This window comes from Enterococcus sp. 2G9_DIV0600 (genome assembly GCF_002140615.1).
Taxonomy (GTDB): domain Bacteria; phylum Bacillota; class Bacilli; order Lactobacillales; family Enterococcaceae; genus Enterococcus_D; species Enterococcus_D innesii.
Genome location: NZ_NGLL01000001.1, coordinates 274,530 through 300,817, shown reverse-complemented (window position 1 = coordinate 300,817; position 26,288 = coordinate 274,530). Strand labels below are relative to the sequence as shown.

At 45.8% G+C, this 26,288-nt stretch carries 20 protein-coding genes, 6 tRNA genes, 1 riboswitch and 1 other annotated feature; of the genes, 6 read left to right on the top strand and 20 right to left on the bottom strand.

The annotated features are described in order from the left end of the window. Positions 1-50: 50 nt before the first annotated feature. From A5870_RS01440 to A5870_RS01420, 5 genes are all read right to left on the bottom strand, one after another. Positions 51-995, bottom strand: a complete 945-nt coding sequence (locus tag A5870_RS01440; RefSeq protein WP_086293371.1) for a 3'-5' exoribonuclease YhaM family protein — start codon at positions 993-995, stop codon at positions 51-53. A gap of 16 nt (positions 996-1,011) precedes the next feature. Then, a complete protein-coding gene (locus A5870_RS01435; RefSeq protein ID WP_170924046.1) occupies positions 1,012-3,687 on the bottom strand; it encodes an AAA family ATPase in 2,676 nt (891 codons plus the stop codon). After that, the gene (locus tag A5870_RS01430; protein WP_242595974.1) at positions 3,684-4,874 is read right to left on the bottom strand and encodes a metallophosphoesterase family protein; all 1,191 of its coding nucleotides are present in this window, start codon (positions 4,872-4,874) and stop codon (positions 3,684-3,686) included. Before A5870_RS01430 ends, A5870_RS01435 begins: the two co-directional genes overlap by 4 nt. 193 nt (positions 4,875-5,067) lie before the next feature. Then, entirely contained in the window at positions 5,068-5,409 is a 342-nt protein-coding gene (locus A5870_RS01425; RefSeq protein ID WP_005227708.1) for a YlbF family regulator, read from the bottom strand. A 70-nt stretch (positions 5,410-5,479) separates the two neighbouring features. Continuing rightward, on the bottom strand, positions 5,480-7,642 hold the full coding sequence (locus A5870_RS01420) for a PBP1A family penicillin-binding protein (protein ID WP_077452363.1): 2,163 nt from the start codon (positions 7,640-7,642) through the stop codon (positions 5,480-5,482). A 191-nt stretch (positions 7,643-7,833) separates the two neighbouring features. Here A5870_RS01420 and A5870_RS01415 point away from each other — a divergent pair, with 191 nt between their 5' ends. Beyond that, positions 7,834-8,688 (top strand): RluA family pseudouridine synthase, encoded by an 855-nt coding sequence (locus A5870_RS01415; protein ID WP_077452364.1) that lies wholly within the window; start codon positions 7,834-7,836, stop codon positions 8,686-8,688. A gap of 96 nt (positions 8,689-8,784) precedes the next feature. On the opposite strand, the gene A5870_RS01410 is transcribed toward A5870_RS01415, so the two are convergent. From A5870_RS01410 to A5870_RS01400, 3 genes are all read right to left on the bottom strand, one after another. After that, the gene (locus A5870_RS01410; protein ID WP_086291588.1) at positions 8,785-9,861 is read right to left on the bottom strand and encodes a M23 family metallopeptidase; all 1,077 of its coding nucleotides are present in this window, start codon (positions 9,859-9,861) and stop codon (positions 8,785-8,787) included. A gap of 141 nt (positions 9,862-10,002) precedes the next feature. Further along, the gene (locus A5870_RS01405; RefSeq protein ID WP_077452366.1) at positions 10,003-10,722 is read right to left on the bottom strand and encodes a pseudouridine synthase; all 720 of its coding nucleotides are present in this window, start codon (positions 10,720-10,722) and stop codon (positions 10,003-10,005) included. Between the two features lie 69 nt (positions 10,723-10,791). Beyond that, entirely contained in the window at positions 10,792-12,438 is a 1,647-nt protein-coding gene (locus A5870_RS01400; RefSeq protein WP_077452367.1) for a putative polysaccharide biosynthesis protein, read from the bottom strand. Positions 12,439-12,637: 199 nt separating this feature from the next. On the opposite strand from A5870_RS01400, the gene murE reads away from it, so the two are divergent. Continuing rightward, complete coding sequence (gene murE / locus A5870_RS01395; RefSeq protein WP_086291587.1) at positions 12,638-14,155, top strand: UDP-N-acetylmuramyl-tripeptide synthetase; 1,518 nt, start codon at positions 12,638-12,640, stop codon at positions 14,153-14,155. Positions 14,156-14,224: 69 nt separating this feature from the next. On the opposite strand, the gene A5870_RS01390 is transcribed toward murE, so the two are convergent. After that, the gene (locus tag A5870_RS01390; protein WP_008382014.1) at positions 14,225-14,524 is read right to left on the bottom strand and encodes a DUF5960 family protein; all 300 of its coding nucleotides are present in this window, start codon (positions 14,522-14,524) and stop codon (positions 14,225-14,227) included. 220 nt (positions 14,525-14,744) lie between these two features. On the opposite strand from A5870_RS01390, the gene A5870_RS01385 reads away from it, so the two are divergent. After that, on the top strand, positions 14,745-14,975 hold the full coding sequence (locus A5870_RS01385) for a hypothetical protein (RefSeq protein ID WP_005233376.1): 231 nt from the start codon (positions 14,745-14,747) through the stop codon (positions 14,973-14,975). A gap of 106 nt (positions 14,976-15,081) precedes the next feature. Here A5870_RS01385 and leuS read toward each other — a convergent pair whose 3' ends face one another. Then, positions 15,082-17,496 (bottom strand): leucine--tRNA ligase, encoded by a 2,415-nt coding sequence (gene leuS, locus A5870_RS01380; protein ID WP_086291586.1) that lies wholly within the window; start codon positions 17,494-17,496, stop codon positions 15,082-15,084. Between the two features lie 86 nt (positions 17,497-17,582). Further along, positions 17,583-17,802 (bottom strand) — a binding site (T-box leader). Between the two features lie 42 nt (positions 17,803-17,844). Then, complete coding sequence (locus tag A5870_RS01375) at positions 17,845-19,539, bottom strand: muramidase family protein (RefSeq protein ID WP_086291585.1); 1,695 nt, start codon at positions 19,537-19,539, stop codon at positions 17,845-17,847. Between the two features lie 291 nt (positions 19,540-19,830). On the opposite strand from A5870_RS01375, the gene A5870_RS01370 reads away from it, so the two are divergent. From A5870_RS01370 to A5870_RS01360, 3 genes are read left to right on the top strand one after another with little or no spacing between them, the layout of a single operon-like run. Next, the gene (locus tag A5870_RS01370) at positions 19,831-20,481 is read left to right on the top strand and encodes a phosphatase PAP2 family protein (protein WP_081117844.1); all 651 of its coding nucleotides are present in this window, start codon (positions 19,831-19,833) and stop codon (positions 20,479-20,481) included. A gap of 14 nt (positions 20,482-20,495) precedes the next feature. Continuing rightward, positions 20,496-21,479: a TIGR01212 family radical SAM protein gene (locus A5870_RS01365; protein WP_086291584.1), complete on the top strand. Its 984-nt coding sequence runs from the start codon at positions 20,496-20,498 to the stop codon at positions 21,477-21,479. Beyond that, positions 21,454-22,032 (top strand): tRNA (mnm(5)s(2)U34)-methyltransferase, encoded by a 579-nt coding sequence (locus A5870_RS01360; RefSeq protein ID WP_170924047.1) that lies wholly within the window; start codon positions 21,454-21,456, stop codon positions 22,030-22,032. The genes A5870_RS01365 and A5870_RS01360 overlap by 26 nt, the downstream gene beginning before the upstream one ends. 25 nt (positions 22,033-22,057) lie before the next feature. On the opposite strand, the gene A5870_RS01355 is transcribed toward A5870_RS01360, so the two are convergent. From A5870_RS01355 to A5870_RS01315, 9 genes are all read right to left on the bottom strand, one after another. After that, positions 22,058-22,837: an alpha/beta hydrolase gene (locus A5870_RS01355; RefSeq protein WP_077452373.1), complete on the bottom strand. Its 780-nt coding sequence runs from the start codon at positions 22,835-22,837 to the stop codon at positions 22,058-22,060. A 22-nt stretch (positions 22,838-22,859) separates the two neighbouring features. Continuing rightward, a complete protein-coding gene (locus tag A5870_RS01350) occupies positions 22,860-24,317 on the bottom strand; it encodes an MDR family MFS transporter (protein WP_086291583.1) in 1,458 nt (485 codons plus the stop codon). A gap of 66 nt (positions 24,318-24,383) precedes the next feature. Next, on the bottom strand, positions 24,384-25,568 hold the full coding sequence (gene metK, locus A5870_RS01345) for a methionine adenosyltransferase (protein WP_086291582.1): 1,185 nt from the start codon (positions 25,566-25,568) through the stop codon (positions 24,384-24,386). Continuing rightward, a riboswitch (SMK box riboswitch) is annotated at positions 25,566-25,647 on the bottom strand. (Overlaps the previous gene by 3 nt.) A gap of 91 nt (positions 25,648-25,738) precedes the next feature. Beyond that, a tRNA-Glu gene (locus tag A5870_RS01340) sits at positions 25,739-25,810 on the bottom strand. Positions 25,811-25,825: 15 nt separating this feature from the next. Further along, positions 25,826-25,899 (bottom strand) — tRNA-Ile (locus A5870_RS01335). Between the two features lie 16 nt (positions 25,900-25,915). Next, positions 25,916-25,986: transfer RNA gene (locus tag A5870_RS01330), tRNA-Gly, on the bottom strand. A gap of 7 nt (positions 25,987-25,993) precedes the next feature. Then, positions 25,994-26,066 (bottom strand) — tRNA-Phe (locus A5870_RS01325). 8 nt (positions 26,067-26,074) lie between these two features. After that, positions 26,075-26,148 (bottom strand) — tRNA-Asp (locus A5870_RS01320). 39 nt (positions 26,149-26,187) lie between these two features. Beyond that, a tRNA-Met gene (locus A5870_RS01315) sits at positions 26,188-26,261 on the bottom strand. Between the last annotated feature and the right edge of the window lie 27 nt (positions 26,262-26,288).

Below are 26,288 nucleotides of genomic sequence, written 5' to 3'. Positions count from 1 at the left end.
TTTTGTTCTTTCCGTCATTCACTTTGGTTGATCGTGCTGCAACGTCGCTGCTACACTTCTTTCGGTACATAAAAACTCCGGTTGTCCATGCCAAAAATACGATCCGTGTATTGACCAGGTTCCGTTAAACGGATTGACGTCAGCATCATTTGCATGGAAGCATCCAAGTTATCGATCTGATGGAGGATTTCTGCTTCCATTATGCGGGGCCGAACAGGTGACCCATATTCTAGCAACCCATGATGAGCTAAGACCATATGCCGCAAAACAACGATATCTTCTTCTTTATCATCAAATTTCAAAGCAATACAGGCTTGTGTGATTTCTTCATCCACTAAGACGAGATGCCCTACTAGATTCCCTACTAAGGTATACTCTGTCGTCATGGGACCTGTCAACTCGATTACTTTTCCTAAATCATGCAAAATAATGCCCGCATACAACAGTGAAGCATTTAATTCAGGGTATTCTTTGACGATCGCTTTTCCTAACCGCAGCATAGTTGTCGTATGATACGCCAATCCACTGGCGAAGGCATGGTGATTGCGTTTCGCAGCTGGAAAGTCAAAGAATTCCTTTTTATACTTGTTCAACAAGAAACGGACGATGCGATTCCAATGAGGATTTGTGATCTCAAACAAGGTTTGACTGATTTCTTCTTCCATCTCTTCTTTTCGCAAGGGCGCTTTCTCCATGTATTGGCTTGGTTCATGGGGTTCTTCCGGCTTCGCTAAGCGCAAATGCATGATTTTGACTTGGGGATTGCCTTGGTAGACTTCCCGTTTCCCATCTAGTAGTACTACTTTCCCGGGTTCAAAACGGGCGATTTCTTCATCTGATGCATCCCAGAACTTTCCGTCGATCGTGCCAGATGTATCTTGAAAGGTGAAGGCAATAAACTTTTTGCCGTTTTTCGCGATTCGTACATCGGCATTCTTAATCAGTAAGAAAAGTTGAAACGTTTCATCAACAGTTAATTCACGAATTTTTTTCATGGGCTTATTTGGCCGATCAGCCAAATCTTTCACTTCCTTTACTCAGATCCTGGATAGGCTGCTGGTACTTCTGATAATAGCTTACCATTTCTTGGTCAGAAGACAAACAAATTACTTGATAACTTTGACCAAACTCTTTTAACAGCGCAGCGAAGCGTTCCTTACGAACACTGTCATAATGCAACCAACCATCATCAATAATGATCGGGCACAACGGATGATTTTTTTGCAGCGCTAGATAACCGAAACGTAACGCCATGATCAACTGATCCTTCGTGCCTGTGGACAAGTCGATGATCGAAAAGGTCTCGCTGGCATTTGCCGCTACTAACAGACCATTTTCCAGAAGAATCTTTTGATAACGTCCGTTTGAAAGCTGTTCAAAATAAGTCGAAGCGGCTGACAATAGCTGCGGCAATTGCTGTTCTGACAATTCGGTCGTGACATCCGTCAAAATTGAAGCCGCCAACTGACGACTGCCCCATGCCACAGCGAGTTCTTCAATGACCGCCTTCAGCTCACTTTCTTCTTGATAAAGCTGATTCAAGGTGCCGTTTTTTTGACTAGCTGCTGCTTCCAATTCCAAGCGCTGTTTTTGCTCTGTCAACTGCTGTATTTGTGCTTGAAGCTGTGTTTGCTGCTGCTTGATCTGGTCTTTTTGCTGCAGCAATTCTGCTTGTGTCACTGGTTTGGGATAGATCGGTGTTAACATCTCCGCCAATTCTTCTGCTCGCTGCTGCGTGCGCTGCGCCGCTTCCCATTGCTTCAACCAGAGGCTGATTTCTGCGGGGTGATCTAAGCCTTGTTGCTGCAAGAGCGCACTGGCCTGGGAAAGCAGCTGGTCGCGTTCATTGCGGGTGCGGTTCAATTGTTGAGCCAGCAGTGTACTAGGTTGTTGCAGCCGTGAAAGCTTGATCGTTTGCATCTCTTCATGAAATTTCTGTAAGATCGCTGCTTTTTCTAACACTGTTTTGTTTTGCAGCGGCAGCCACTCCGCATACGGACGGAACTGCTCCTCAAAGGGGACCAGTTCTTCTGCGACGGCTTGCCGTTCTTGATAGGCTTGTTTGCGTTGTTGTGAGTAGGCTTGATAGCTAGCAACATCTTCATCATAGGCCAATAGATACGCCTGCCAGCTTTCCACCGGCAAATCACCAAAAAAGGGTGTCAACGCTTGGTAGGCACGATCGATCTGCTGCTGCTTTTGCTGCTGTTCATTTTCCAGTTGTGCCAACTCTTCTCCCAGTAGATCCAGCTGCATGAGGATCGTCTGCCATTCTTGCTTGATGCCTTGCTGCTTGTTTGGCGCTGCTTTCATCAGCGGTAAAACACTGCCGATAATCGCTGCGATCCCCACACCTAATGCAAGCCAGCGCCAGGGACTCGGCAAAAAGATACCGATCACTGCGACTAGCCCACCGACGATCCCTAGCGGCCATAGTGGGCGAGAAACGGGCTTGCGGCCAATCAATTGAGGATGCTGCTGTTCTAAGCGGGCCGCGGTGGCTTGCAAAGGCTGCGCTTTTTCTTCTAAACGCATCATGCGCTTTTCGAGCTCTTCTAACTGCACACGTTCTTGCAGTAAACGTGTGGTTTGTTCATGGATCGAAGCCGTTACTAGCGGCGGCGATTCTCTGCTCCACTGGCGCTTTTCAATCAAGCGATTCAACTCTGTGATGGCGACAGTTTCTTGTTGATTGGCCGCTGCTTCACGATCTGCCAAACGCGCCATCGTCACTTGCTGCTGCAGCAAGTGATGGATTTGGTGCTCATGATCAAGATAAAAGAAATACTTATCTGATTCTTTTCCTTGCTCCAACTGATCTAATTCAGCTTCTTTTTTGCGAATTTCTTCCGTCAGCTGCTGATACTGCTGATAAAACTGTTTGATGGCTTGGACTTGCTGAGGATCGGCTAACGTATCTGCTGGTGCCATTTGCTGCCACTCTTCATAAAGACCCCAATGACTCAGCTGCTGCTGATTTTCCTGATAGGCGTCATTCAATGCTTGATACTGGTGTCGCAAGTCTTGGATCTGTTCTTGCAGCTGGGCGATCTGCTGATACTGCTGTTGGATGCGGCTTTCTTCGCTTTCTTTTTCCGCAATCGTTTTTTGCAGTTTTTCTAATTGTTTTAACGCCTGGTTCAAAGGCAGCTTTTGCCCTCGTGGCTTGTATTGCTGCTGATTGATGGTTTCATATTGCGCCACTTGCTGCAGCATTTTTTGACTGCCGCTGATCCCTAGAGAAATCAACACTTGGTGCAGCTCATTTTCTTCTAGCTTATCGATCTGGGTCAATTGCTCTTGCTGAAAAGTAAAGACATCGAAGAACAATGCTCGATTGAGGGGCTGCAGGTGTTGTGCCAGCCATTGCTCATCGACCGTCTGGCCAGCGACATGGACTTTGGCACGACCACGGTCCACTTGCCGATAGCGTTCCACGATCACTTCGCCGAAGGGTTCCAGCGCCAACCATAACTTGCCACCGTAAGCAGCACCGTTTTTGGGGGTATAGTCTTTTTTCTTGGCTGTCTTTTTCGGAAAGCCAAACAAGATGGCGGCAATAAATTGATACAACGTCGATTTTCCGATCTCGTTGTGCCCAAAGAGCAGCTGATTTTGCGGATGAAAGGCAAAGCTTTGTTCATGGTATTTCCCAAAACCGGTAATCTCTGCTTTTAAAATTCTCATGACTGCTCCTCCCATTGAAAGTCGTCTTTCAACAATTGCTTGGCTTGCTGCAAGACTTCTTCTTGAAATGATTCATGGGTGATCCCCCGCTGGATCAGCGGATGCCGCAATAGATCCGACAGTCGGTCCGCAAACATCTCTGGTGACTCATACATCGCTAAAAACTGCAGCATATAATCTTCTGATACCGCCAATGCGATCTTGTCTTCATTGGCTTGCTCGACTTCAAGGGCATAGATCACTTGCAGCGGCTCTGTTTGTGCCAACCGTTCATTGAGGTAGGTCAGCCATTCATTTTTTTCCGCAGCTGGAAACCAATCTGGCGGCAGCTGCTGCACATCGGTCAACACCAGATGCAGCAAGCGCGAACGAGGACTTTTTAAGCGCTCAATGATCGCTGGCAATACGGCATTCGAGGCAGTCACATCCGCTAAGGAGACCACTTGCTTTTGCCAAGCGATTTCCGCGATCTCCAAGCGCTTGACTGTTGGTCCTTGCGGTGATAAGTCTGCCAAAATCACCCCAGTCGCCTGTTCTTTCTTGGTCTTTCCTTGAGGTGTACCGGGATAGAGAATCGGTGGCTGCTCTGAGAGCGTCTTAGGTACATGGATGTGCCCCAAGCCCCAATAATCATAGCCTTTTTGCTTCATTTCACTGATTGAAAAGGGGGCATACCGTTCACCAGATTGGTCCCCGTGGTAAAGCCCAATATGGTAATCCACCGCTGCTCTTGCAGGAAATTCTGTTACTTTATTTTCAGTAATCCAAGGATGTTGGTAGCTAAATCCACTGATGGCATAGGTTTCACCGTTTTTCGTTGTTCCTTGAACCGTTTGAACTTCTTCTGATGAAAAGAGAATGACATTTTCTGGAAAAGCAAACCAATACCGTTGCGGATCATAATAATCATGGTTGCCGAAAATCATATAGACTGGGATCTGTGCTTCCCCTAGTCGTTGCAGTTGGGCAAAAAAGTCATGCTGCACTTTTAGACTCGGCCGTGCTTGATGGAATGTATCCCCAGCCAGCAAAACAAAATCGACCGCTTTTTCTAAGGCAACATCCACCAAATTACGGATGATTTTTTGATTGATGGCAGGGAGTTGGGTCTTCACTTTTTCAGATAACAAATGAACCCCTTCAAATGACCGGTCGATATGCAGGTCTGCACTATGTAAAAATCGCATTTCTTTCTCCCTCCTTAATGCTTCTATCATAACATTTCTCAGGCATTTCGTCAGCAAAATACGAAAATTTGTTCGCCTTTTTCATAAAAAAAACCAAAGAAGCGATTTTGAAACTTCTTTGGAAACGGCTCTTGCAGTTGCAGCCGATTGCTCTGAAGATTCACTAGCTTCTTTGGTCTTTGTCTGATGGCGATTACGCTTCGTATAGATCTCTTACAGGACCCATGATGATACGGTTCAAGTCATTGGCTACTAAGCTGAAGGCTTGCTCTTTTTGCATCAAGTCAGAAACGATGCCGTCTTGTTGAATTTTTTGCGATAATTCTTGGGCTTTTTGCGCTTCTTCTTCCGTCATTTCTTCGCCAGCCATCATTTTTTGTTGCAGGCTTTGTTGCAACTCTTGAAACTCTTTGAATAACGCATAGGCTTCTTCATTTGCTTTCAAACGGTCGAAAGAACCTTTCAGATCTTGAAATTGTTCTGACTCCCGTAATTCACGTTCTAATTGGTTTGCTGTATCATAAATATTTGCCATTTTGACGCCTCCTCTTTTTTTCTAGTATACCATTCTTCTCAGGTTCTAGACTAGCAGTTGCCTAATTCCTTTAATTTCCGCTGATGGAATTCCACAAGCCGCCAAACAGTTCTTTCGTTCCTTCTTTGATCTTGCTGCCGAATTCCTTCATGCCTTCTTTGGCGCTTTCGGCAAAGTCATCGATGGTTTTCTGCCAATCATTGCCATTTTGTGACGTACTGCTCTCAGGATCTGATACTTCATCGGCTGCCATCAATTTTCCGCCTGTCCAATAAGCGTCTGCAACTTGGAATTGGGTGCCTTGACTATAAGGCAGTAAGCTTTCGGCCTCTGCTTTGAATATTTTCCCAACGACTTGTCCGCTAGTTCCCGTTAAGTAATGATCTTCACTCACATGTTCAAATCCTAGCCAGGTTGACAGAACCATATCAGGGGTATAGCCGACGATCCATTGGTCATTGACCTTAGAAGCATCAAAGTTGGTCTCTGTCGTACCCGTCTTACCGGCGATCGTAAAGCCGTACGGACTAGCACTAACACCCGTCCCGTTAGAAAAGGTGCCCAGCATCATGCTCGTCATTTTATCAGCGGTCTCTTTAGAAATCACCCGTTTGCCTTGCACAGACGTATTGTCAACGATCACGGCACCGGTAGAATCAACGATTTTGGTGATCAAATGCGGTTTGTAGTAATACCCACCATTTGCGAAAACGCCATACGCTGCTGCCATCGTCATTGGTGATTCCCCTTTTTCCAAACCACCTAATGCTAAACCATAATATTTGTCGGATTCGGTCAAGGAAAGACCGAATTCTTGTGCTTTGCTATACCCGCGATCTAAGCCGATCTCATGCAGCAGCCAAACTGCTGGCAGATTCAAGCTTTGGGCGAGGGCTTGATACATGACTGCTTCGCCAGCATAGGTCCCATCAAAGTTTTGAGCATCATAAAAATCCAGGGGCTCGTCTTTCAGGATACTATCGGGTTCAAACCCAGCTTCTAGGGCAGGGGCGAAGACGCTGATTGGTTTGATCGTGGAGCCTGGTGAACGTTTCATTTGCGTGGCAAAATTAAAGCCTCTAAAGACGTGCTCGCCACGACGACCCACCACCGCTTGCACCCCACCGGTATTCGGATCAAGTGCGACAGAGCCAGATTGCACCATCGTGCCATCAGCGGCATTTTCAGGGAACAAGGCATCGTTTTTATAGGCAGCTTCCATTTGCGCTTGGTAGTTTTGATCCAGCGCTGTATAGATCTTGTAGCCGCGATTCATGACATCATCGGCGTCCAACCCATAGGATTCGGCTTCATCGATGACCGCATCGAAATAATAAGGATACTTATAGCCAGATTCTGAATTGCCAAATCCATCATACAGTAAATTGGCTAAGGCAACTTGTGATTCCTGGTCAGCAACGGACTGGTCCAGCTTGCCGTTATCCACCATCAAACTCAAGACGGTGTCGCGACGGTTCGTGGCGTTTTCCAGATTGTCGATCGGGTTATAGATCGAAGGACCTTTGAGCATCCCCACCAACGTCGCAGCTTCTCCCACGCTTAGTTCAGAAGCATTGACACCGAAATATTTTAGCGAGGCATCTTGAATGCCCCAAACCCCGTTACCGAAATAGGAACTGTTCAAATACATTTCCAAAATCTCATCTTTGGAATATTTCTTCTCGATCTCGATCGCTAAGAAAAGCTCCTTGGCTTTTCGACTAAAGGTTTGATCCAAGGACAAATAGGCATTTTTGGCAAGCTGTTGGGTGATGGTACTTCCCCCACCGCCTTCGGCACTGCGGTTGACCAGCATGCGTAGGGCTGCCCGAGCGATCCCCTTGATATCAAACCCGTGGTGATTATAGAAGTTGCGGTCTTCGGTTGAGATCAAGGCGTTGACTACATCACTGGAGATGGCATCAAGAGAAACATACGTGCCTTTTTGCGAGTACAATTGCCCTGCTTCATCGCCATTGGCATCAAAAATCACCGTTGATTCTTTCAGACCTGACTCTAATTCACTAACTTTCGTATTTTTGGCGATATAAAACAAATACCCGCTCATGATTAAAATAGCAACTAAACTAAGTAAAATAAAAATTTTATTTACGTGGTATTTTTTCCAAACCCGTTTGCGCCATTGATGAAATTGCTGCAAATATGGTTTTAACCAGCGCCAAAAGGTCAGCCAACCGGTCTTTATTTTGTGAAGGATGTGCTTCCAATCCATTACTTCACGCTCCTTTGGTTAAGTGTAGCATAAATGACTTTCTTTTTTATACGGCTCTAGACGTAATTTCATTCGAAAAGAATGCTTTATTATTCTAGCATTGAATACTCTGTTTTTTATTGTTTTTTTTATAAGAAAAGCTTAAAGATGCTATAATAGTCGGTAGCGAACAGCAAAGAAAGGACGTTTTTATGGAATACACCATGACTTTACCCGAAAATCACCCGCCCATGCCGCTTCGCGAGTTGTTGGAACAGGAGTGGCTCGTCCCACGAAAAGTGCGCCATTTTCTGCGCACACGGAAAAATGTGGCCGTCAATCAGCAGCCTGCGATGTTTCATCAAGAAGTTCGTGGCGGCGATCAAATCACTTTGATCATTGAAGACAGTGATTACAGCTACCAGCCGATCCAGTTAGGTCAAGCAGACAAAGTCGACGTACTTTTTGAAGATGAGCACTTATTGGTACTGAACAAGCCGGCCGGGGTCAAGACGCACCCCAATCAGCCATTAGAAGCAGATACCCTGTTGAATGATGCCGCTGCTTACCTTGCGCCGAAACAGCAGCAGCCTTATGTGGTCCATCGTCTAGACAAAGAAACCAGCGGTGTCGTTTTATTCGCAAAAAATCCCTTGGTGTTGCCGATCTTGGGCCGAATGTTGGAAAACAAACAGATTTTCCGCCGCTATCAAGCCACGGTTTGGGGCAAACTTACGCAAGATCAAACGATCGCCAAAAAAATCGGTCGTGACCGTCACGATCGGCGCAAGCGGATCATTGACCCCCGCAACGGTCAGTCCGCCGTCACCCATGTAACCATCGCCCACGCCCAACAAAAGACAACCGATGTATATTGTGTGTTAGATACGGGTAGGACCCACCAAATTCGCGTCCACCTTGCCAGCATCGGTCATCCAGTCGTTGGTGACCCGCTTTACCAAAACAAACCAGCGCCGCGTTTGCTGCTGCATGGCTACGAATTGCATCTAGAGCATCCCTTTACCAAAGAACAGTTAGTGATCATCGCTCAACCGGGCTTGTGGTAAACGAAAAAAGCATGACGACTTGAGGAACCCCCTCTTGTCAGTCATGCTTTTTGGTTTCAGATGATTGTTTTCAATGTTTCTACTCGGAGCTTTGGCTTATAGCGGCAAGTAAGCTGCTGGATCAACGAAATCTGACCACAACGTCTTACTTAGTCCAAAGTGCAGATGGACGCCTGTCGAATTTCCAGTCGTCCCCATCGTACCGACTTGGTCGCCGACTGCAACGGTCGCCCCCTTCGAGACACTGACAGCTGTTAAATGAAAATAATACGAGTAAAAGCCGTTATCGTGAGCCAAAATCACGTAATTTCCAGTGCTTGGGCCATAGCCAGCATCTTCTACCTGTCCATCACGAGCGGCGACGATCTTCTCCCCCGCTTGACCTGTGAAGTCGATCCCGTCATGCTGCGTCCCTGAAAAACCAGTTGGGTCAGCTCGAGTACCAAAACCGCTGGAGATCGACACGGCGCCCGTGATTGGCAGTGAAAATTCACTGGCTGCCGCTTTCTCTGCTGCTTCTTTGGCTTTTTGTTTTGCTTCTTCAGCGGCTTTTGCTTCTTTGTCCACTTTTTCTTGCAAGTCTTGTACTTGCGCTTGGGTCTGCTGCAGCTGTTCTTGTTGGCTCTGCAATTCTTTTTGGGCTGTTGCTAGTTGTTCTTTACTATGTACTAATTGGGCTTGCGTCAAGGTTTGGTACGAAGTGATTCGTTGCTGTTGGGCTTCTTTTTCCGCCAATTGTTGGTTCACTTCCCGTAAAGCCGCTTGTTGTTCACTAAACTTGCGTAGTTGCTGAATCGTGGCTTGCGGTCCATCGACTACCAGGCTGCTTGGCGCTTGGCTTTCTTGATGCTGGGCTTTTTGGTCATTCAGTGCAGTGATCTGCGTTTGAATTTCCTTGCTTTCTTCTGCCAATTGGCTTAATTCTTCCTGATAATCCGCTAATTGACTTTCCAGCGCTGTGACTTTCTGTTGGCTAGTCGTGACTTCTTCTTCATAAGAGGCTAGTTCTGTGGTCAAAACCGTCAGTTCCTCGCTGCTCTTGGTTTCAGCAGCATAACTGACAGCTGGCTGGAAAAGGGGGAACGTAAGGGCGAGCAATAAAAAAATCTTTTTCTTCAATGAGGTAACTCCTTCTTTTTTTAGTAGCTTGGCTACTGTAACATGCTTATTCATGAAAAAAAAGAGGGTTTTTCCAACAGTTTAAAGTCTATTGTTGCAATTTTTCATGTAAATTACCTATAAAACGGGCTTTTTTTACAAATATTGCAGCCGAATAACAACTTTTATAAGAATTTCTTTAGCTCGCCGCTCGTCTTATCCTCGCTCTTGCAGCTTCGCCAATTCCTCAGGAGTTAATTCCCGATACTCGCCTAATGCCAAATCATCTGGCAGGGACAGGCCTCCCATGCGAATCCGTTTCAAATAAACGACTTCTTTTCCTACTGCCTGGACCATCCGTTTGACTTGATGAAACTTGCCTTCATGGAGAATCAGTTTGATTTCGCTGCGCGTTTCTTCTTCATCGACGTTGAGGATCTGCAGTTCAGCCGGCAAGGTCCACTCGCCGTCTAATTTGATGCCTTTGGCAAAGGTTTTTTGATCCTCCGCTGTCATGATCCCCTCGACTTGGGCATAATATTCTTTTTCCACATGCTTCTTAGGCGACAATAATTGATGCGCCAATCCGCCATCGTTCGTAATCAGCAAAAAGCCTTCGGTGTCTTTATCCAACCGTCCTACTGGAAACAAATCTTCGCGAAATGCTTCTTCAGAAAACAAATCTAAAACCGTCTCTTCATAGGAATCGACAGTTGCCGAAATCACTCCAGCGGGTTTATTCAGCAAATAATAAAACTGGCTTTGATAGACGATGGGTTCCCCCTCAAAACAAACGGTATCTTGTGTTTCTAGTACTTGCGCTTTGTCACTCTTGATGACTTGTCCATTGACGGTCACGAGACCTTTTTTGATCAACTGTTTCACTTCTTTGCGGGAGCCATAACCCATATCCGCTAAAAACTTGTCTAAACGCATTGCTTTCTTCCTTTCATGGAAAACAGCCGCCAAGGTCTCGCAATGGAGGCTCAGCGACTGCTTCTGGTTTTATTTGATGTGTAGTTTCTGGCGCAAACGAACCATTGATGAGCCGAGCAGTTTTTCAGCTAAACGTAATTTCAGCGCAATGTAGATGTACACACTGCCACCGACTCCTGCTACTAGCAAGCTCAAGATAAAGGCTTGAACTTTTCTTTCAGAACTGAGGACAAGCCCAAAGAGTTGGCGGGCAATCAACGCTGCGATCACCATAATGATCGTCATCGCGCCAATCAATAACGTCCGTCGCAACGTCAAGTTTACATTGAAATGGCCTTTGCGAATCATCTTGCGAATATTTAGCCAACAGACGATCCCTAGAGCAATCGTGGTGGAAACCAATGGGCCGTAAACTTGGAACAACCGAATCGCTGGGTATTGCAAGATCACTTTCACCAGCAACCCTACAAAGAAGAAAATAACGGCTTCTTTGTTGTGGTACATTCCTTGAAGCATACTGGAACTAAGCATAAACAAGCCTAAGACCAGTCCAGACAGACAGGCAGCGACTAGGACGCTCGCCCCTAACGCATCTGGGCGATAAAACAAGGTATATAGGGGATAAGACAGTACGATCATCCCAAAGGTCGCTGGGAACATTACAAAGGAATACAATTGCAAGTTGTTGCTGATCAATTTAGCTAAGTTCTTTTTGTCTTTTTTGGCGACTGCTTCACTGATCAAAGGCAAGCCTGTTGAAGCCATGGAAGTAGCTAATCCGATAACGACCATCGTCAACTTATCAGGATTGCTACCGAAAATCGCCATTAATTCTAAGAGCTGGTCATTTGAAAATTCAGTAAAACTACTCATGATCCGTACAAAGGTGTACTGATCCACCAATTTTAAAATCGTGATCCCAGAACCAACGATAATAAAAGGGATCGCTTCTTTGATGGTCGCTAAAACCAATTCTTTGGTTTGCAGCACGGTTTCTTCTTTGCTCATATCGACTAAGACATCCATCCGCACCCGTTGCTTTTGGAAGTAATAGCCTAAAACCAAAATACTTGCTAAGACACCAATAAAGGCGGCAAAAGTCGATTGCGTCACTGCTGCCGTGTATTCGCCTTCGATGACCCGCATAATGATGAAGGTCGCTAAAAGCATATAGCAGACGCGGGCGATTTGTTCCACCACTTGCGAGATCGCAAAAGGTTTCATGTCTTGATTCCCTTGGAAGTATCCTCGCATGACACTCATACAAGGAAAGACCAATAGTGCAATGCTCAATGAGCGCATTGCAGGAATCAATTCTTCCCCACCACCTGAAGCCGTTGCCAACCATGGGGCTGCCAAATACATGATGCCGGCGGTCACCACGCCAAAGCCTGCCATCAATTGGAAGGCTCTTAAAAAGAGTTTCTGGCTCGTGCGGTATTCTTGGCGAGAATTATAAAAAGAAATCTGTTTGGCAATTGCCGATGGGATCCCCGCAGTGGAGATCATTAAAAATAAGGCGTAAACATTATAGCCCATTCCAAATAACGCATTTGCTTTATCAGCATTTGCCCCCATCCAATAATACCAGGGTAAAATGTAAATGGCGCCAAGCAAACGTGAGCCGATATTTCCCATCGTCATCCAAGCAGATCCTTGAGCCATTTTTTCTTGTGTAGTTAATTCTTTTGACACTGAACGCATGTGATTATCCATCGCCATTATCTCCAACTTTCTACAAACATATCCCTTCCATTTTAATTCGAAAAAGGGTTGGTCGCAATCTATTTTTGCAACATCTTAAAGTTTCTTCAAAATAAGGAGAAAAAAAAGAAAACTTTTCTCTCCCAAACGGCGGTTTTTAGGAGTTATGCTATAATAAGAGAAATCTTTAGAGGAATGAAGGAGAACAACGATGCAAAAGGAACTCATTACCGTGCCCCAGATCCGCAAGCTCTTATTGCAGGAAAACCTATTGAAAGAAATCATCACCCCCACTGATTGGGTTTATACCGTGCCGCAAGAAATGACTGATCTTGCCTTTACCTCATTAAGCTACGACTCGCGAACAGCCGATGCGGCGACGCTTTTTTTCTGTAAAGGGGCTTCTTTTAAAGAAAGCTACCTAGCCGCCGCCATTGATCAAGGCATTCAGTGCTACATTTCAGAAACACCTTATGACAACTTCGCAACCTACGGGATCATTGTTACGGACATTCGAGAAACGATGGCAGTGATCGCCCAAGCGTTTTATGGCAACCCGCAAGAACAGCTGGTGACCATCGGCATCACTGGCACAAAAGGCAAAACCAGCTGCGCCTATTTTGCTCGGGCGATTTTAGCAGAATCGACGGGTCAAAAAGTAGCATTCTTTTCATCTGAGGAAAACTCAGTCGATGGAAAAACCTTTAATGAAGCAGTGTTAACGACCCCCGAAACACTGGATCTCTATAAAATGATGGCTGAGGCTGTCGCAAACGGCCTGACCCATCTTGTGATGGAGGTTTCTTCCCAAGCCTATAAAACCAAACGGGTCGCCGGTATTACCTTTGATATTGGCGCGTTCTTGAATATTTCGCCTGACCACATTGGACCGGTGGAACACCCGACTTATGATGATTACCTTTACTGCAAACGGGAACTGATCCGCAACAGCAAACAAATGATTTTAAATCGGCAAAGCGATCACTACCACTTGCTGCGAGAAACTTGTGAAGTCCATCAAGTTCCTTATATCACCTACGGACGTTCAGACGCCGATTATGTCGTTCAAGAAGGAATGGACCTAAAGAGTTTTGCCCTGACAGCTACTTCTGATGTCTTGCAAGTCTCTGGTGAATATCAACTGGGGATCTTAGGTTCTTTCAACCATGAGAACGCCGCAGCGGCGATTTTGGCTGCCTGCTTAGCGGGTGCCTCTCGTGAGGACGCCCAGAAAGTCCTGCCGACAGTAATCATCCCTGGACGAATGATCGTTTTAGAAAAAGAAAATGGGGCGGTCATGATTGTTGATTATGCCCACAATTACCTTAGCTTCCAATCATTAAGTGAACTTGCCCGTCAATTGCGCCCAGATGGCCGCCTGCTTTTTGTCACTGGTAGTGCTGGTGGCAAAGCCCAATCTCGCCGAGCAGATATGGGACGAGCATTAGGAGAATATGCGGACAAAGTCTATCTGACTAGCGATGATCCTGATTTTGAAGAAGCATCGGCGATTGCCCAAGAGATCGCCGACGCTATCATCAATCCTGAAGTTGCCGTCATTCTTGAGATGGATCGGGAACAAGCCGTCAAATCGGCGATTGCTGAAGCAGACAGTCGTGATATCGTGATTATTGCGGGCAAAGGTGCCGAACAATACTTGAAAGTTGCCGGAAAAAAAGTCCCTTACATTGGTGACTTGACCTTAGCGCAGCAGCAAGCCAAGCATTAATAGCAATGCCTCAACCAAAAAAGCTTTCAGATGATTTAACCGATCATCTGAAAGCTTTTTTCTGCGTGATTAAGGTTGTTCGTCTTCGTAAGTCTCATAGACATAGGGTGCGCCATCATAACGGAATTCTGTTGAAATGGCAGCGTCAAGGTCTTCGGTAAACATTCGCTTGCTGAAAGGAAACAGAAAGACTTGCCCTTCTTTGGCATCTTCGGCTGCTAAACGGTAAAACAGCTCTTCTTCTGTTAATTGTTGATTCAACTGTTCCAAGACATCGGCAGTGACTGCCTCTTCTTCATAGCCAGGTTTGGCAATCCGTGCATAATCTTCAAAAAAAGCCGTTTGGCCTTCAAATGATTGATACTCCATGTACGTCCCCTCTTTCTTTTCTCTTTCTTTATTATACGAGAGTCTGTGAGGATCAGCGAATAATATGATCGCTAACAAGCGGAATTTTGGCTTTTTTGGCGCTTAAATATGTCAGAAACATTTCAAGTGTATTACGAATCAATTATTTGACAAAATCAGATTGAACACGTATCCAAATTTTGTATAATGATACATAGAGACTATAAAAGGGGCAAATGTAATGAACAACGCAAAGAAAAAATTATTCGTCGGTACTGGTGCTGCAATTGGTTTTGTCGCAATCGTTGCTATGATGGCTCAGTTCATGATTTCCAATCATCTATTTGGCGGAAGTGATGCTTCATCAGAAATTTTCACTCGCGCTACGTATCCAAACGGCTTTCTATTAGTGATCTTGATTCCATTGGTCGCAACAGCCGCTTTGTTCTATGGGATCATTCGCAAAAAATAACAAAAAAGTGTTGCTGAGAACCACTCAGTAACACTTTTTTTCTTTGTCGCTACCAAAAAGCTGCCTAACAGACTGTCGATCTGTTAGGCAGCTACGTTTTTAGCATTTAGTTTGCAACGATATTGACCAATTTATTCGGTACGACGATCACTTTGCGGATCGTTTTTCCTTGGAGCTGTTCTTGGACAAGTTCGTTTTCTTGCGCCAATTGTTCAAGCACTGCTTTTTCGGCATCCGCTGGCACCATTGCTTTGGCACGAACTTTGCCATTGACTTGAAAGACGACTTCGATCTCATCTTCCACTAGGGCACTTTCGTCATAGGTTGGCCATGGCACATATGAGATCCCGTTGTCATTTCCGAGGATCGACCAGAGCTCTTCCCCGATATGCGGTGCGATCGGAGCCAATAGCTGCACAAATCCTTCGACATATTCGTAAGGCAAGGCATCGGCTTTATAGGCTTCATTGACAAAGACCATCAATTGGGAAATCGCCGTATTGAAGTGCAGCTGCTCAAAATCTTCCGTCACTTTCTTAACTGTTTGATGGTACACTTTCGACAATTTGCCATCGTTGAATGTCGTGATGCGGTCGCGCATTTTGCCATTTTCATCGACGATCAAGCGCCACACGCGATCCAAGAATTTGCGACTGCCTTCGAGGCCGTTCTCATTCCAAGCGATCGATGCATCCAATGGTCCCATAAACATTTCATATAGACGCAAAGTATCTGCACCGTATTGATTGATGACATCATCTGGATTGACGACGTTGCCGCGGGATTTCGACATTTTTTCATTGTTTTCCCCAAGGATCATCCCTTGGTTGAACAATTTTTCAAATGGTTCTTTCGTTGGTACGACACCGATATCATACAAGAATTTATGCCAGAAGCGAGCATAAAGCAAATGCAAGACAGCGTGTTCCGCCCCACCGATATAAATATCGACTGGCATCCAGCGTTTCAATTTATCATAGTCTGCCAAAACAGACTTATTATGAGGATCGATAAAGCGTAAGAAATACCATGAGCTTCCTGCCCATTGTGGCATCGTATTGGTTTCGCGACGTCCTTTTTTCCCAGTTTCTGGATCGGTGACATTGACCCAATCCGTGACATTAGCTAATGGCGATTCCCCAGTACCGCTTGGTTTGATATTGTCGGTTTTTGGCAAACGCAATGGCAGCTGATCTTCAGAAAGCGCTGTGGTCGTCCCATCTTCCCAATGGATGATTGGGATTGGTTCCCCCCAATACCGTTGACGAGAGAACAACCAATCGCGAAGACGATAGCTGACTTCTTTTTTCCCAACGTGGTTTTCTTCCAACCATGCGACCATTTTTTCGATGGCTGTCTCTTTGTCTAGCCCATCCAAAAAGTCTGAATTGATATGCAGTCCATCTTCGGTATAGGCAGATTCTTCCACGTTGCCCCCTGCCAATACAGGAATGATCTCTAAACCGAATGTTTTGGCAAATTCGTGGTCACGTTCGTCATGGGCAGGAACCGCCATGATCGCACCTGTTCCATAAGAAGCCAAAACGTAATCGGCGATCCAAATCGGGATTTCTTTGCCATTCACGGGATTGATGGCATAGGCACCAGTGAAGACACCGGTTTTTTCTTTGGCCAAATCTGTTCGGTTCAAATCAGATTTTTTCGATGCTTCTTCTACATAGGCATCAATGGCTGCTTTTTGTTCTGGGGTAGTGATTTGAGCCACTAGCTCATGTTCTGGTGCCAATACAGCGTAGGTCGCACCAAACAAGGTATCTGGTCGAGTCGTAAAGACGGTAAAGTCATTTTCCATCCCTGCCACTTTAAACGTTACGTTGGCTCCGATAGAACGTCCGATCCAATTGCGTTGCATTTCTTTGATGCTTTCTGGCCAATCAACTTCTTCTAAATCGTCCAACAATCGATCAGCATATGCCGTGATTTTTAGCATCCATTGGCGCATCGGTTTGCGGATCACATCATAGCCGCCCCGTTCGCTCTTGCCGTCAATGACTTCTTCATTGGCAATCACAGTTCCAAGCTCTGGTACCCAATTTACCGGAACTTCGGCTTCATAAGCTAACCCTTTTTCATAAAGCTTGGTAAAGATCCATTGCGTCCACTTGTAATATTCAGGATCTGTCGTATTGATTTCACGATTCCAGTCATAGCTGAACCCTAACGAATTGATTTGACGACGGAAGGTCTCAATGTTTTTCTTTGTGAATTCCGCTGGATCATTTCCTGTGTCTAGTGCATATTGTTCGGCAGGCAGACCAAAGGCATCCCAGCCCATTGGGTGCAGTACATTGTAGCCTTGGCTGCGTTTGAAGCGGCTCAAGATATCCGTAGCCGTATAGCCTTCTGGATGTCCGACATGTAATCCTTGTCCAGATGGATATGGGAACATATCTAGCGCATAAAATTTTGGTTTGTCCGGCTCATCATGGGTGTTGAATTCATTTTTCTTCGCCCAATATTTTTGCCATTTTTTTTCGATTTCTTTGTGATTGTAATTCACGATGGACTCCTCCTAAAAATTGGTGTTTTGCTCGTCAAATCAACCAGCAAAACTTAAAAAAAGTCCTATAAAAATCGCTATGATTTTTATAGGACGTTATCAACGTGGTACCACCTAAGTTTATCTGCTCCTCAAAAAAGCAGACCTCGATGTTTTAACGGCCATCGCCGTATCTGCCTAGCCAATTCAGGTTCAGTCAGATATCACTCGAAGACGAGTTCGAAAGGTGTGCTGTGCATTTCCACCAACCATGCACTCTCTAAAAGTCCCACCGTACTTCTACTATTCCTTCTCAAACGTGAAAGTTTCTTTGCACTTATCCTAACAAAAATCATTAGGAATAGCAATCTATTTTACCCTAACTGTTTGTCCTGGGTAAATAAAGTTATTTTGAATATTGTTCCATTGGATAAATTGATCCGTCGTGATGCCGAACTTATCTGCGATTCCCCAAACGGAATCCCCCGATGCGACCTTGTAAGAACCATTTGTCGTGGAAGTACTGGTGGTAGCTGCCGTGCCGCCTTGCTTAACGACCACCTTTTGTCCTGGATAGATAAAATCATTTTTGATGTTGTTCCAGCTGCGGAATTGATCCATCGTAATCCCATGTTTATTGGCAACTGACCAGACTGAATCACCCGCTGCCACCGTATAGGTATTGCCTGCAACACTACTGCTGGTTTGGCTGCTGACGGTCGTGCTTGTTGTAGTACTCGTTGCGGAACTACCGCTGACAATCACCTTTTGTCCTGGATAGACATAGTCGTTTTTAATATTGTTCAAACTGCGGAATTGATCCATGGAAATCCCATGTTTGTTAGCAATCGACCAGACCGAATCGCCAGCTGCCACCGTGTAGGTGCCGCCACTGCTTTGGCTAGCCGTTGATGCAGTGCTGACGGTCGTAGTACTGCTGGTATTCGTAGACGATCCACCGCTGACGACAACTTTTTGCCCTGGATAGACAAAATCATTTTTGATGTTGTTCAAGCTGCGGAATTGATCCATCGAAATGCCATGCTTATTGGCAATCGACCAGACCGAATCGCCAGAAACTACGGTATAGGTGTTGCCTGATGTAGTTGCTGAAGTATTACGATTAACGATCGATACTGTTGAAGTTGTCGAAGTACTTTGGGTGCTGCCGTTGACATTCAACGTTTGCCCTGGATAAACAAAATCGTTTTTGATGTTGTTCAAACTGCGCAACTGATCCATGGAGATGCCATGTTTGTTAGCAATCGACCAGACCGAATCGCCTGAAGCGACTGTATAGGTTTGACTGCCGCTCGTGCTAACAGCTGCCGTTGTAGTCGTGGTATTGGTTGATGCGCTAGCTGTGGCACCACCACCGGCATTGCCAGAAGCTGGTGTGTCATATTGCGTCAAACCAAATTGTTGGATCACGGCATTCAGGGAAGAAGCATAGTTTGGTGCAGTCGCATAGCGACCTGCTAGCCATGCGGTTGCATCAAGATATGAAGTCGTATTGCTCTTCCAAGCGCCAGAATAATAAGCGACACCGCTTTGTAAAGAGGTTGAGCGTAAAGTACGTGCATTATCTTCGAATGATTGCGTGTAAGATGGGTAGCGCTTAAAAGGTTCATTCATAGTCAACCATTGATTGTTCAAGTACTCCAAGGTACTCATATAAACGGTTTGACCGTTGTAGCTGCCTTTGATCCCGAATAAATTATAATTTGGTGCTTTTGATAAACTGCTTCGGCCCCAACCACTTTCTAAAATGGCTTGTGCGATCATCACAGAAGCATATAAATCGTTGGCTTGTGCCACGGGCTGAGCGTACGTAGCGATTTCAGCAATAAATGCGGAAGTATTCGGCGCGGCAAAATTGCTAGTAGAAACTTGGGCGATCGAGGTCTCTACGGCTTCTGCTTGAACCGATGACACCAATGGAGCTACAACAGAGCAAGCAGTCAGTGTCGTTCCTAAAACAACTGCACTTTTTTTGATCACTCGATACTTATCGCCCGATTGGTCTGCTTGACGATGTACTTTTCTTGATTGACTCGTGTTCATGTCCGTTATTCCTCCGTTTTTTCCTTATAGTGAACGTAGATTAAGTATACAATTTCTTAAGAATTTATAAAAGGTATTTGAGCCGATTTCAGAAACTGTAAACTCTTTGTAATCAAACAAACATTTATTGAAATGAAGAGTTTGTATTTAACCAAACGAAAGCTATTCTTTGAAAGTGGGAGAATCCTTGATTGGTCCCCTGCTTTTTCCGTCGTGCGATAAATGCTATAATACCTTCTAGATGTCTCTTTGCTTGTAGGGACAGAAATTCTCTAGAAACGAGGCTTTTCCATGCATAAAAAACTATATTTTCAATTTGCCGGCAGCTGCTTTTTACTGCTGTTCGTTTTTCTCGGCTATCTCGTGAAATTTTATCCTACTTGGTTGGTCTCCTTTGACGAAACCTTGACTCGCATCATCCGCAGCGGCTACCCGTTTTGGACACCGTTTTTTCTATGGGTCACAAAATTTGCGAACCCTACCACGATCATCTTGCTCTTTCTCGCCGTTTTAGCTGTCTTAGTGATCAACAAATATTATGCAGAAGCACTATGGCTCAGTATCGGCACCATCGGGATTGCTGGGCTCTTTAATCCATTGATCAAACTCGTCTTTTTAAGGGAGCGACCAACCCTTGAACACTTAGTCACGGAATCAAGTTTCAGTTTCCCCAGCGGACACTCGACGGGCAGTATGGTTTTTTATGGGACATTGCTCTTCTTGGTCCCGGTCTTCTTCAAGCAGCCTTTTTGGCAATGGGGACTCCGCATTCTGTTAGGCCTATTGATCGGTTGCATCGGCATCAGCCGCATCTATGTTGGCGTGCATTTTCCCAGCGATGTGTTAGGTGGGTTTTGTGTCGGCCTTTCATGGCTGCTGTTGACCTACCCTTACTACTTGCAAAAACGCTTTGTCTGGCGCTTCACCCGTAAACAATTATAAAAGAAGGTAAAAAAATGAATCCATTTCCTTATGCAGAAGATAAAAACAAACGATACCATTCGTGGAACTTTGCTTTGCGGCAAGAATTTGGCGAAAAAATCTTTAAAGTCCCCATTGATGCCGGCTTCGACTGCCCCAATCGTGACGGCACCGTTGCCAAAGGCGGCTGTACATTTTGCAGCGTGTCCGGCTCTGGTGATATGATCGTAGCACCTGAAGCCCCGCTGCCAGAGCAGTTTGAAAAAGAGATCGCCATGATGCACAAAAAGTGGCCGCAAGTGGACAAATACATTGTCTATTTTCAAAACTTTACGAACACTCACGCACCGGTGGCAGTGATCCGCGAGCGCTTCGAGCAAGTGCTGACACTACCTGGTGTTGTCGGGATCTCCATTGGGACCCGACCAGACTGCTTACCAGCAGATGTCGTTGACTATCTGGCAGAACTCAATCAACGCTTTTATTTATGGGTCGAATTAGGACTGCAAACGACTTTTGAAACCACGAGCAACGCCATTAACCGCGCCCATGAGTATCAAACTTACTTAGACGGCGTCGCCAGCCTGCGCAAACACAATATTCGTGTCTGTACCCATTTGATCAATGGCCTACCAGGCGAGACGATCGAGATGATGCAAGAAAACGTCCGCCGCACCATTCAAGATTCTGATATTCAAGGCATCAAACTGCACTTGCTGCATTTGATGCGCAATACTCGGATGCTGCGGGATTATCATGAAGGACGTTTGCAATTGATGCGGCGCGATACCTATGTGTCATTGATTTGTGATCAGTTGGAGATGATCCCCCCAGAGATCATCATTCATCGCTTGACAGGCGATGCACCATGGGACTCTCTGGTAGGTCCAATGTGGAGTTTGAAAAAATGGGAAGTCTTGAATGAGATCGATCAAGAAATGCTACGCCGCAACTCCTATCAAGGAAAATTCAATGTGCGAAAGGAGCCAGTCGATGCTGCCGACCGCCATGCGCTATAGCCACACCCTTTTAAAAGAAGTTCTGCAACCGGGACAAACCGCCGTTGATGCCACGATGGGCAACGGCTTCGACACGGAATTACTGGCTTCCTTAGTTGGACCGACTGGTCAGGTGTTTGCTTTTGATATTCAAGAACAAGCCCTGCAAGCTACCAAAAAGCGGTTGGCTGAAAAAGAGCTGTTGGCGCAAGTCCAGCTGATCCATCAAGGCCATGAGACGTTGGCAGATATTGTGAGTGGTCCGGTTCACGCCGCCATTTTCAATTTAGGCTACTTGCCTAAAGGGGACAAAGCGATCATCACGCTGCCTGATACAACGAAAACGGCTTTAGAAGCTTTACTGACACGTTTAGCCCCGAAAGGTAGAATCATCCTCGTCTGCTATTATGGACACGCTGGCGGCGAAGCAGAGCTGAAAGAAGTCCACTCCTTTTGTCAGCAGCTGCCGCAAGAGGCATTCAATGTCCTTTCCTATCAATTTATCAATCAGCGCAACCACCCGCCGATCTTATTTTGTATCGAACGAAAAAACCATCAGTCCTCGGCACGTTAAGGTGTCGATCGACTGATGGTTTTTTTTATTCGCTAAAAAGCCATTGCAAGACTCGTTGGATCCATTGATCCCAGAAATTCCAATCATGATCCCCAGTTCCCGATTCAAACGTTACGGCTATTTTGCGTTTTTGCAGCTTATCCGCCGCATACTCACTTGCCGGGTACAGTTGATCTTCGGTTCCGCAGCTAATAAAAAAACGCGGCGCGGTGCTTGGATCGATGGTCTCAATCAGATGGATCAAATCATTTTCAGATCCTTTGAATTGCTCTAAAGGGCCAAAGATTCCTGCCCAATAAGCTTGGCTTCGCAGCTGCAGCAAGGAATCCATACTTTCAGCCAGCGCTAATGCCCCAGACAAAGAGGCTACCGCCGCAAACTGGTCAGGCTTGCGCAGCCCAAGTTTTACAGCCCCATAGCCCCCCATCGAGAGACCTGCTGCAAAAGTTTTTTCTCGTTTTTGCGTCAGCTGAGGAAACAGCTCATGACAAATCTGTGGTAATTCTTCGGCGATAAACGTCCAATACTTCATTTCATAGGTCGTATCAGTATACCAACCCAGATCAGTAGACGGCATGATGACCGCTAGTTGATACTCTGCGGCATACCGCTCGATCGACGTCCGTCGCTGCCAGACACTATGATTTCCGTTCATCCCATGCAATAAATAAAGCACTGGGAGATCTGTGCCCGTCGATTGGCTTTGGGTGCCGATTTTTTTCTTGGTACTTTGAGGCAAGATCACATCGATCATTACCTCCATTTCAAGAACATTTGAATAGATATTTGCTTGTAAAAAAGCCATACAATCACCTGCGATCCTTTTTTTATATTGTACCAGATTCTCGCGAAATCGTGCGGGTCAAACCAATCGCTATCACAATGAGTAAAACACCGATCCCAAAAACCCAGTGTAGACCGCTATAAAGAATCTCCCGTAATTGTCCTAATAAGGCGGTTGGCAGCTGACACGCGGCGGCTGGATCTACCAGTTGATTCATGACACTGCTGTCAGTGACTTGCGCCTGTGCTAAGCCTATGCTATTACTGGTATTTAAAACGATACCGAAGACCGCCACCATGATGGTTTGCCCGATCGTGCGCAGCAGCGTATTAAAAGAAGTCGCCACGCCGACTTGGGTGGGGGCAACGCTGGTTTGGGCAGTAACGGTACAAACCACCATCGTTGCCCCTAAACCGACGCCCGTAATAGAAGAAATCACCAAGAACAACCAGAATGACGTCTGTGCCGGTGTCAAAAAGAGCCACAAAGCACCGGTAGCCGTGATCACTAAGCTAACCGTCAAGACCCAACTGACACTGTGTTGTGTCAACCAACGGCTGGCTAAGAAGGAACCAATCATCCATAGAATCGACAACGGTGCCAACACAAGCCCGCCAATCCCCGCACTCATGCCTAAGACCCCTTGCATCCACATTGGGATATAAACATCGATCCCCATCAAGAAGCCACTAGCCAAAGCTGCTACGATATTGACCACCACAAACAATTTTGAGTGGAACAGCTTCAGATCAATAATCGGATCTGTTGCTTTTTTCTCCACTTGAATGAAGCCGATGAACGTAAGGACAGAAAAAACGAATAGCCCGATGACAGGCAGACTCATACCATAATCTCCCAGCAACTGGAAGCCTAGCAGGAGCCCTACTAGCGTCAACATCAACAAGAGACTGCCTGCATAATCAATGTTGACTGCAGCAAAGGCTTTTTTTTCTTCATGAAAATAAAACCAAATCAAGGCGATCAACCCTAATCCGATGGGCACGTTGATAAAGAAGATCCAATGCCAGCCGATCGTATCTACGATCAAGCCACCGGCTAAGGGTCCGACGACGCTGGCGATCCCCCAAGCAGTACTATTGAGCCCTAAGACTTTCGCCCGCTTTTCAACAGGATACAGGTCCGCAATGATCGTTAGGGCAACGGGCATCATGGCCCCTGCGCCTAATCCTTGCAACGCTCTGGCAATGATCAACGTCAACATCGTATTGACCATCCCACAAAACGCCGACCCGATAATAAACAGCAGCGTACCAAATAAAAAGACTGGTTTGCGGCCGATATTATCGGCAAACTTGCCGTAGATCGGGGTCAACATCGCACTGGTCAAAAGATAGATCGAGAAGACCCAGTTCATGATCTCGATTCCTTTCAATGAACTGACGATGGTAGGCATCGCTGTCGTAATGATCGTTCCTTCGATCGCGGTCATAAACGTTGCGACAAAAACTGCAATGGTGACTAATTTTACATTGGTTCGCATGTAACTCCTCCTTTTACTCCAAAAAAAAGAACCTCTATTGATAGTCATCAATAGAGGTCGCCTCTTTTAATCCTTCACACTTGCCAAAAGTGCCGCCACCTTGTCGGTGCGTTCCCATGGCAAATCGATATCTGTACGACCGAAATGTCCGTAAGCGGCAGTCTGACGATAAATCGGACGGCGCAAATCTAACATTTCAATAATTCCTGCTGGTCGCAAATCAAAGTTTTCCCGTACCGCTTGGATCAAGCGCTCATTGCTGACGGTTCCGGTACCAAAAGTGTTGATGCTGATCGACACGGGTTGTGCCACACCGATCGCATAGGCTAATTGGACTTCCACTTTTTTGGCTAGCTTTGCTGCTACGATGTTTTTGGCAATGTAGCGAGCCGCATAGCTAGCTGAACGGTCAACTTTGGTTGCGTCTTTTCCAGAAAACGCACCGCCGCCATGACGTGCATAGCCGCCATAAGTATCAACGATGATTTTTCTGCCAGTCAAACCGGCGTCCCCTTGAGGACCGCCGATCACAAAACGACCAGTAGGATTAATATAATATTTTGTCTGCTCGTCTAAAAGATCGGCAGGGATCACTTCTTTGATCACTTTTTCGATGACATCACGGTGGATCGTTTCATTATCAGCCGCATCATCATGCTGGGTACTAATAACGACGGTGTCCACTCTTTGTGGTTGATTGTTATCATCATATTCAACGGTTACTTGTGATTTTGCATCTGGACGCAAGTAGCTTAGTTCCTTGTTTTTACGCAACTCTGCTAAGCGACGTACCAGCCGATGGCTCAAGGCGATCGGTAAAGGCATCAATTCAGGTGTTTCATCAACGGCAAAACCAAACATCAAGCCTTGGTCACCGGCACCGATATCTTCTTTATCCGTTTCTCCGCGACTTTCTAAAGCATCGTCAACGCCTTGAGCGATATCTGGTGATTGCTCATCGATCGCTACCAAAACAGCAACCGTGTCGCCGTCAAAGCCGAATTTTGCTCGTGTATAGCCGATTTCTTTGATGGTTTCTCGGACGACTTTTTGGATATCTACATAAGCAGAAGTAGAAATTTCTCCAAAGACTAAAACCAGTCCGGTAGTAACTGACGTTTCGCAAGCGACCCGTGCCATTGGATCTTCGGCAAGTAACGCATCTAAGATGGCATCACTGATTTGGTCGGCTACTTTGTCTGGGTGTCCTTCTGAAACGGACTCTGATGTAAATAAGTGTTTCTCTGTCATTTTTGTATTCCCCCTAATATATGTTTCGGTTACAAGGCATCTTCGCAGCTGCGAATCCTTTCGGGAACTTGCAACGGACTGATTATAACAAATTTTGACTGCTCATGCTTGAGAAAATGATAAAAAGATCATTTTTGGGTAATAAAAAAACACTCTCAAGAGTGTTTGCATGATCCGTACGGGATTCGAACCCGTGTTACCGCCGTGAAAGGGCGGTGTCTTAACCGCTTGACCAACGGACCAGTTTAAAAATGTAATGGGCCTAAATGGACTCGAACCATCGACCTCACGCTTATCAGGCGTGCGCTCTAACCAGCTGAGCTATAGGCCCCAAATAAAAAATGCAAAGCGGGTGACGAGAATCGAACTCGCGACAACAGCTTGGAAGGCTGTAGTTTTACCACTAAACTACACCCGCATTCCTATGGCGCGGGACAGAATCGAACTGCCGACACATGGAGCTTCAATCCATTGCTCTACCAACTGAGCTACCGAGCCAAAAACAACGGTCTGGACGGGACTCGAACCCGCGACCTCCTGCGTGACAGGCAGGCATTCTAACCAACTGAACTACCAAACCAGAAGCTTTGTATTGCTGCTTTGCCGTTAAACAAAGCGATTGCGGGAGCAGGATTTGAACCTACGACCTTCGGGTTATGAGCCCGACGAGCTACCAGACTGCTCCATCCCGCGATAAGTAATTACTTTACAGTAATTAAA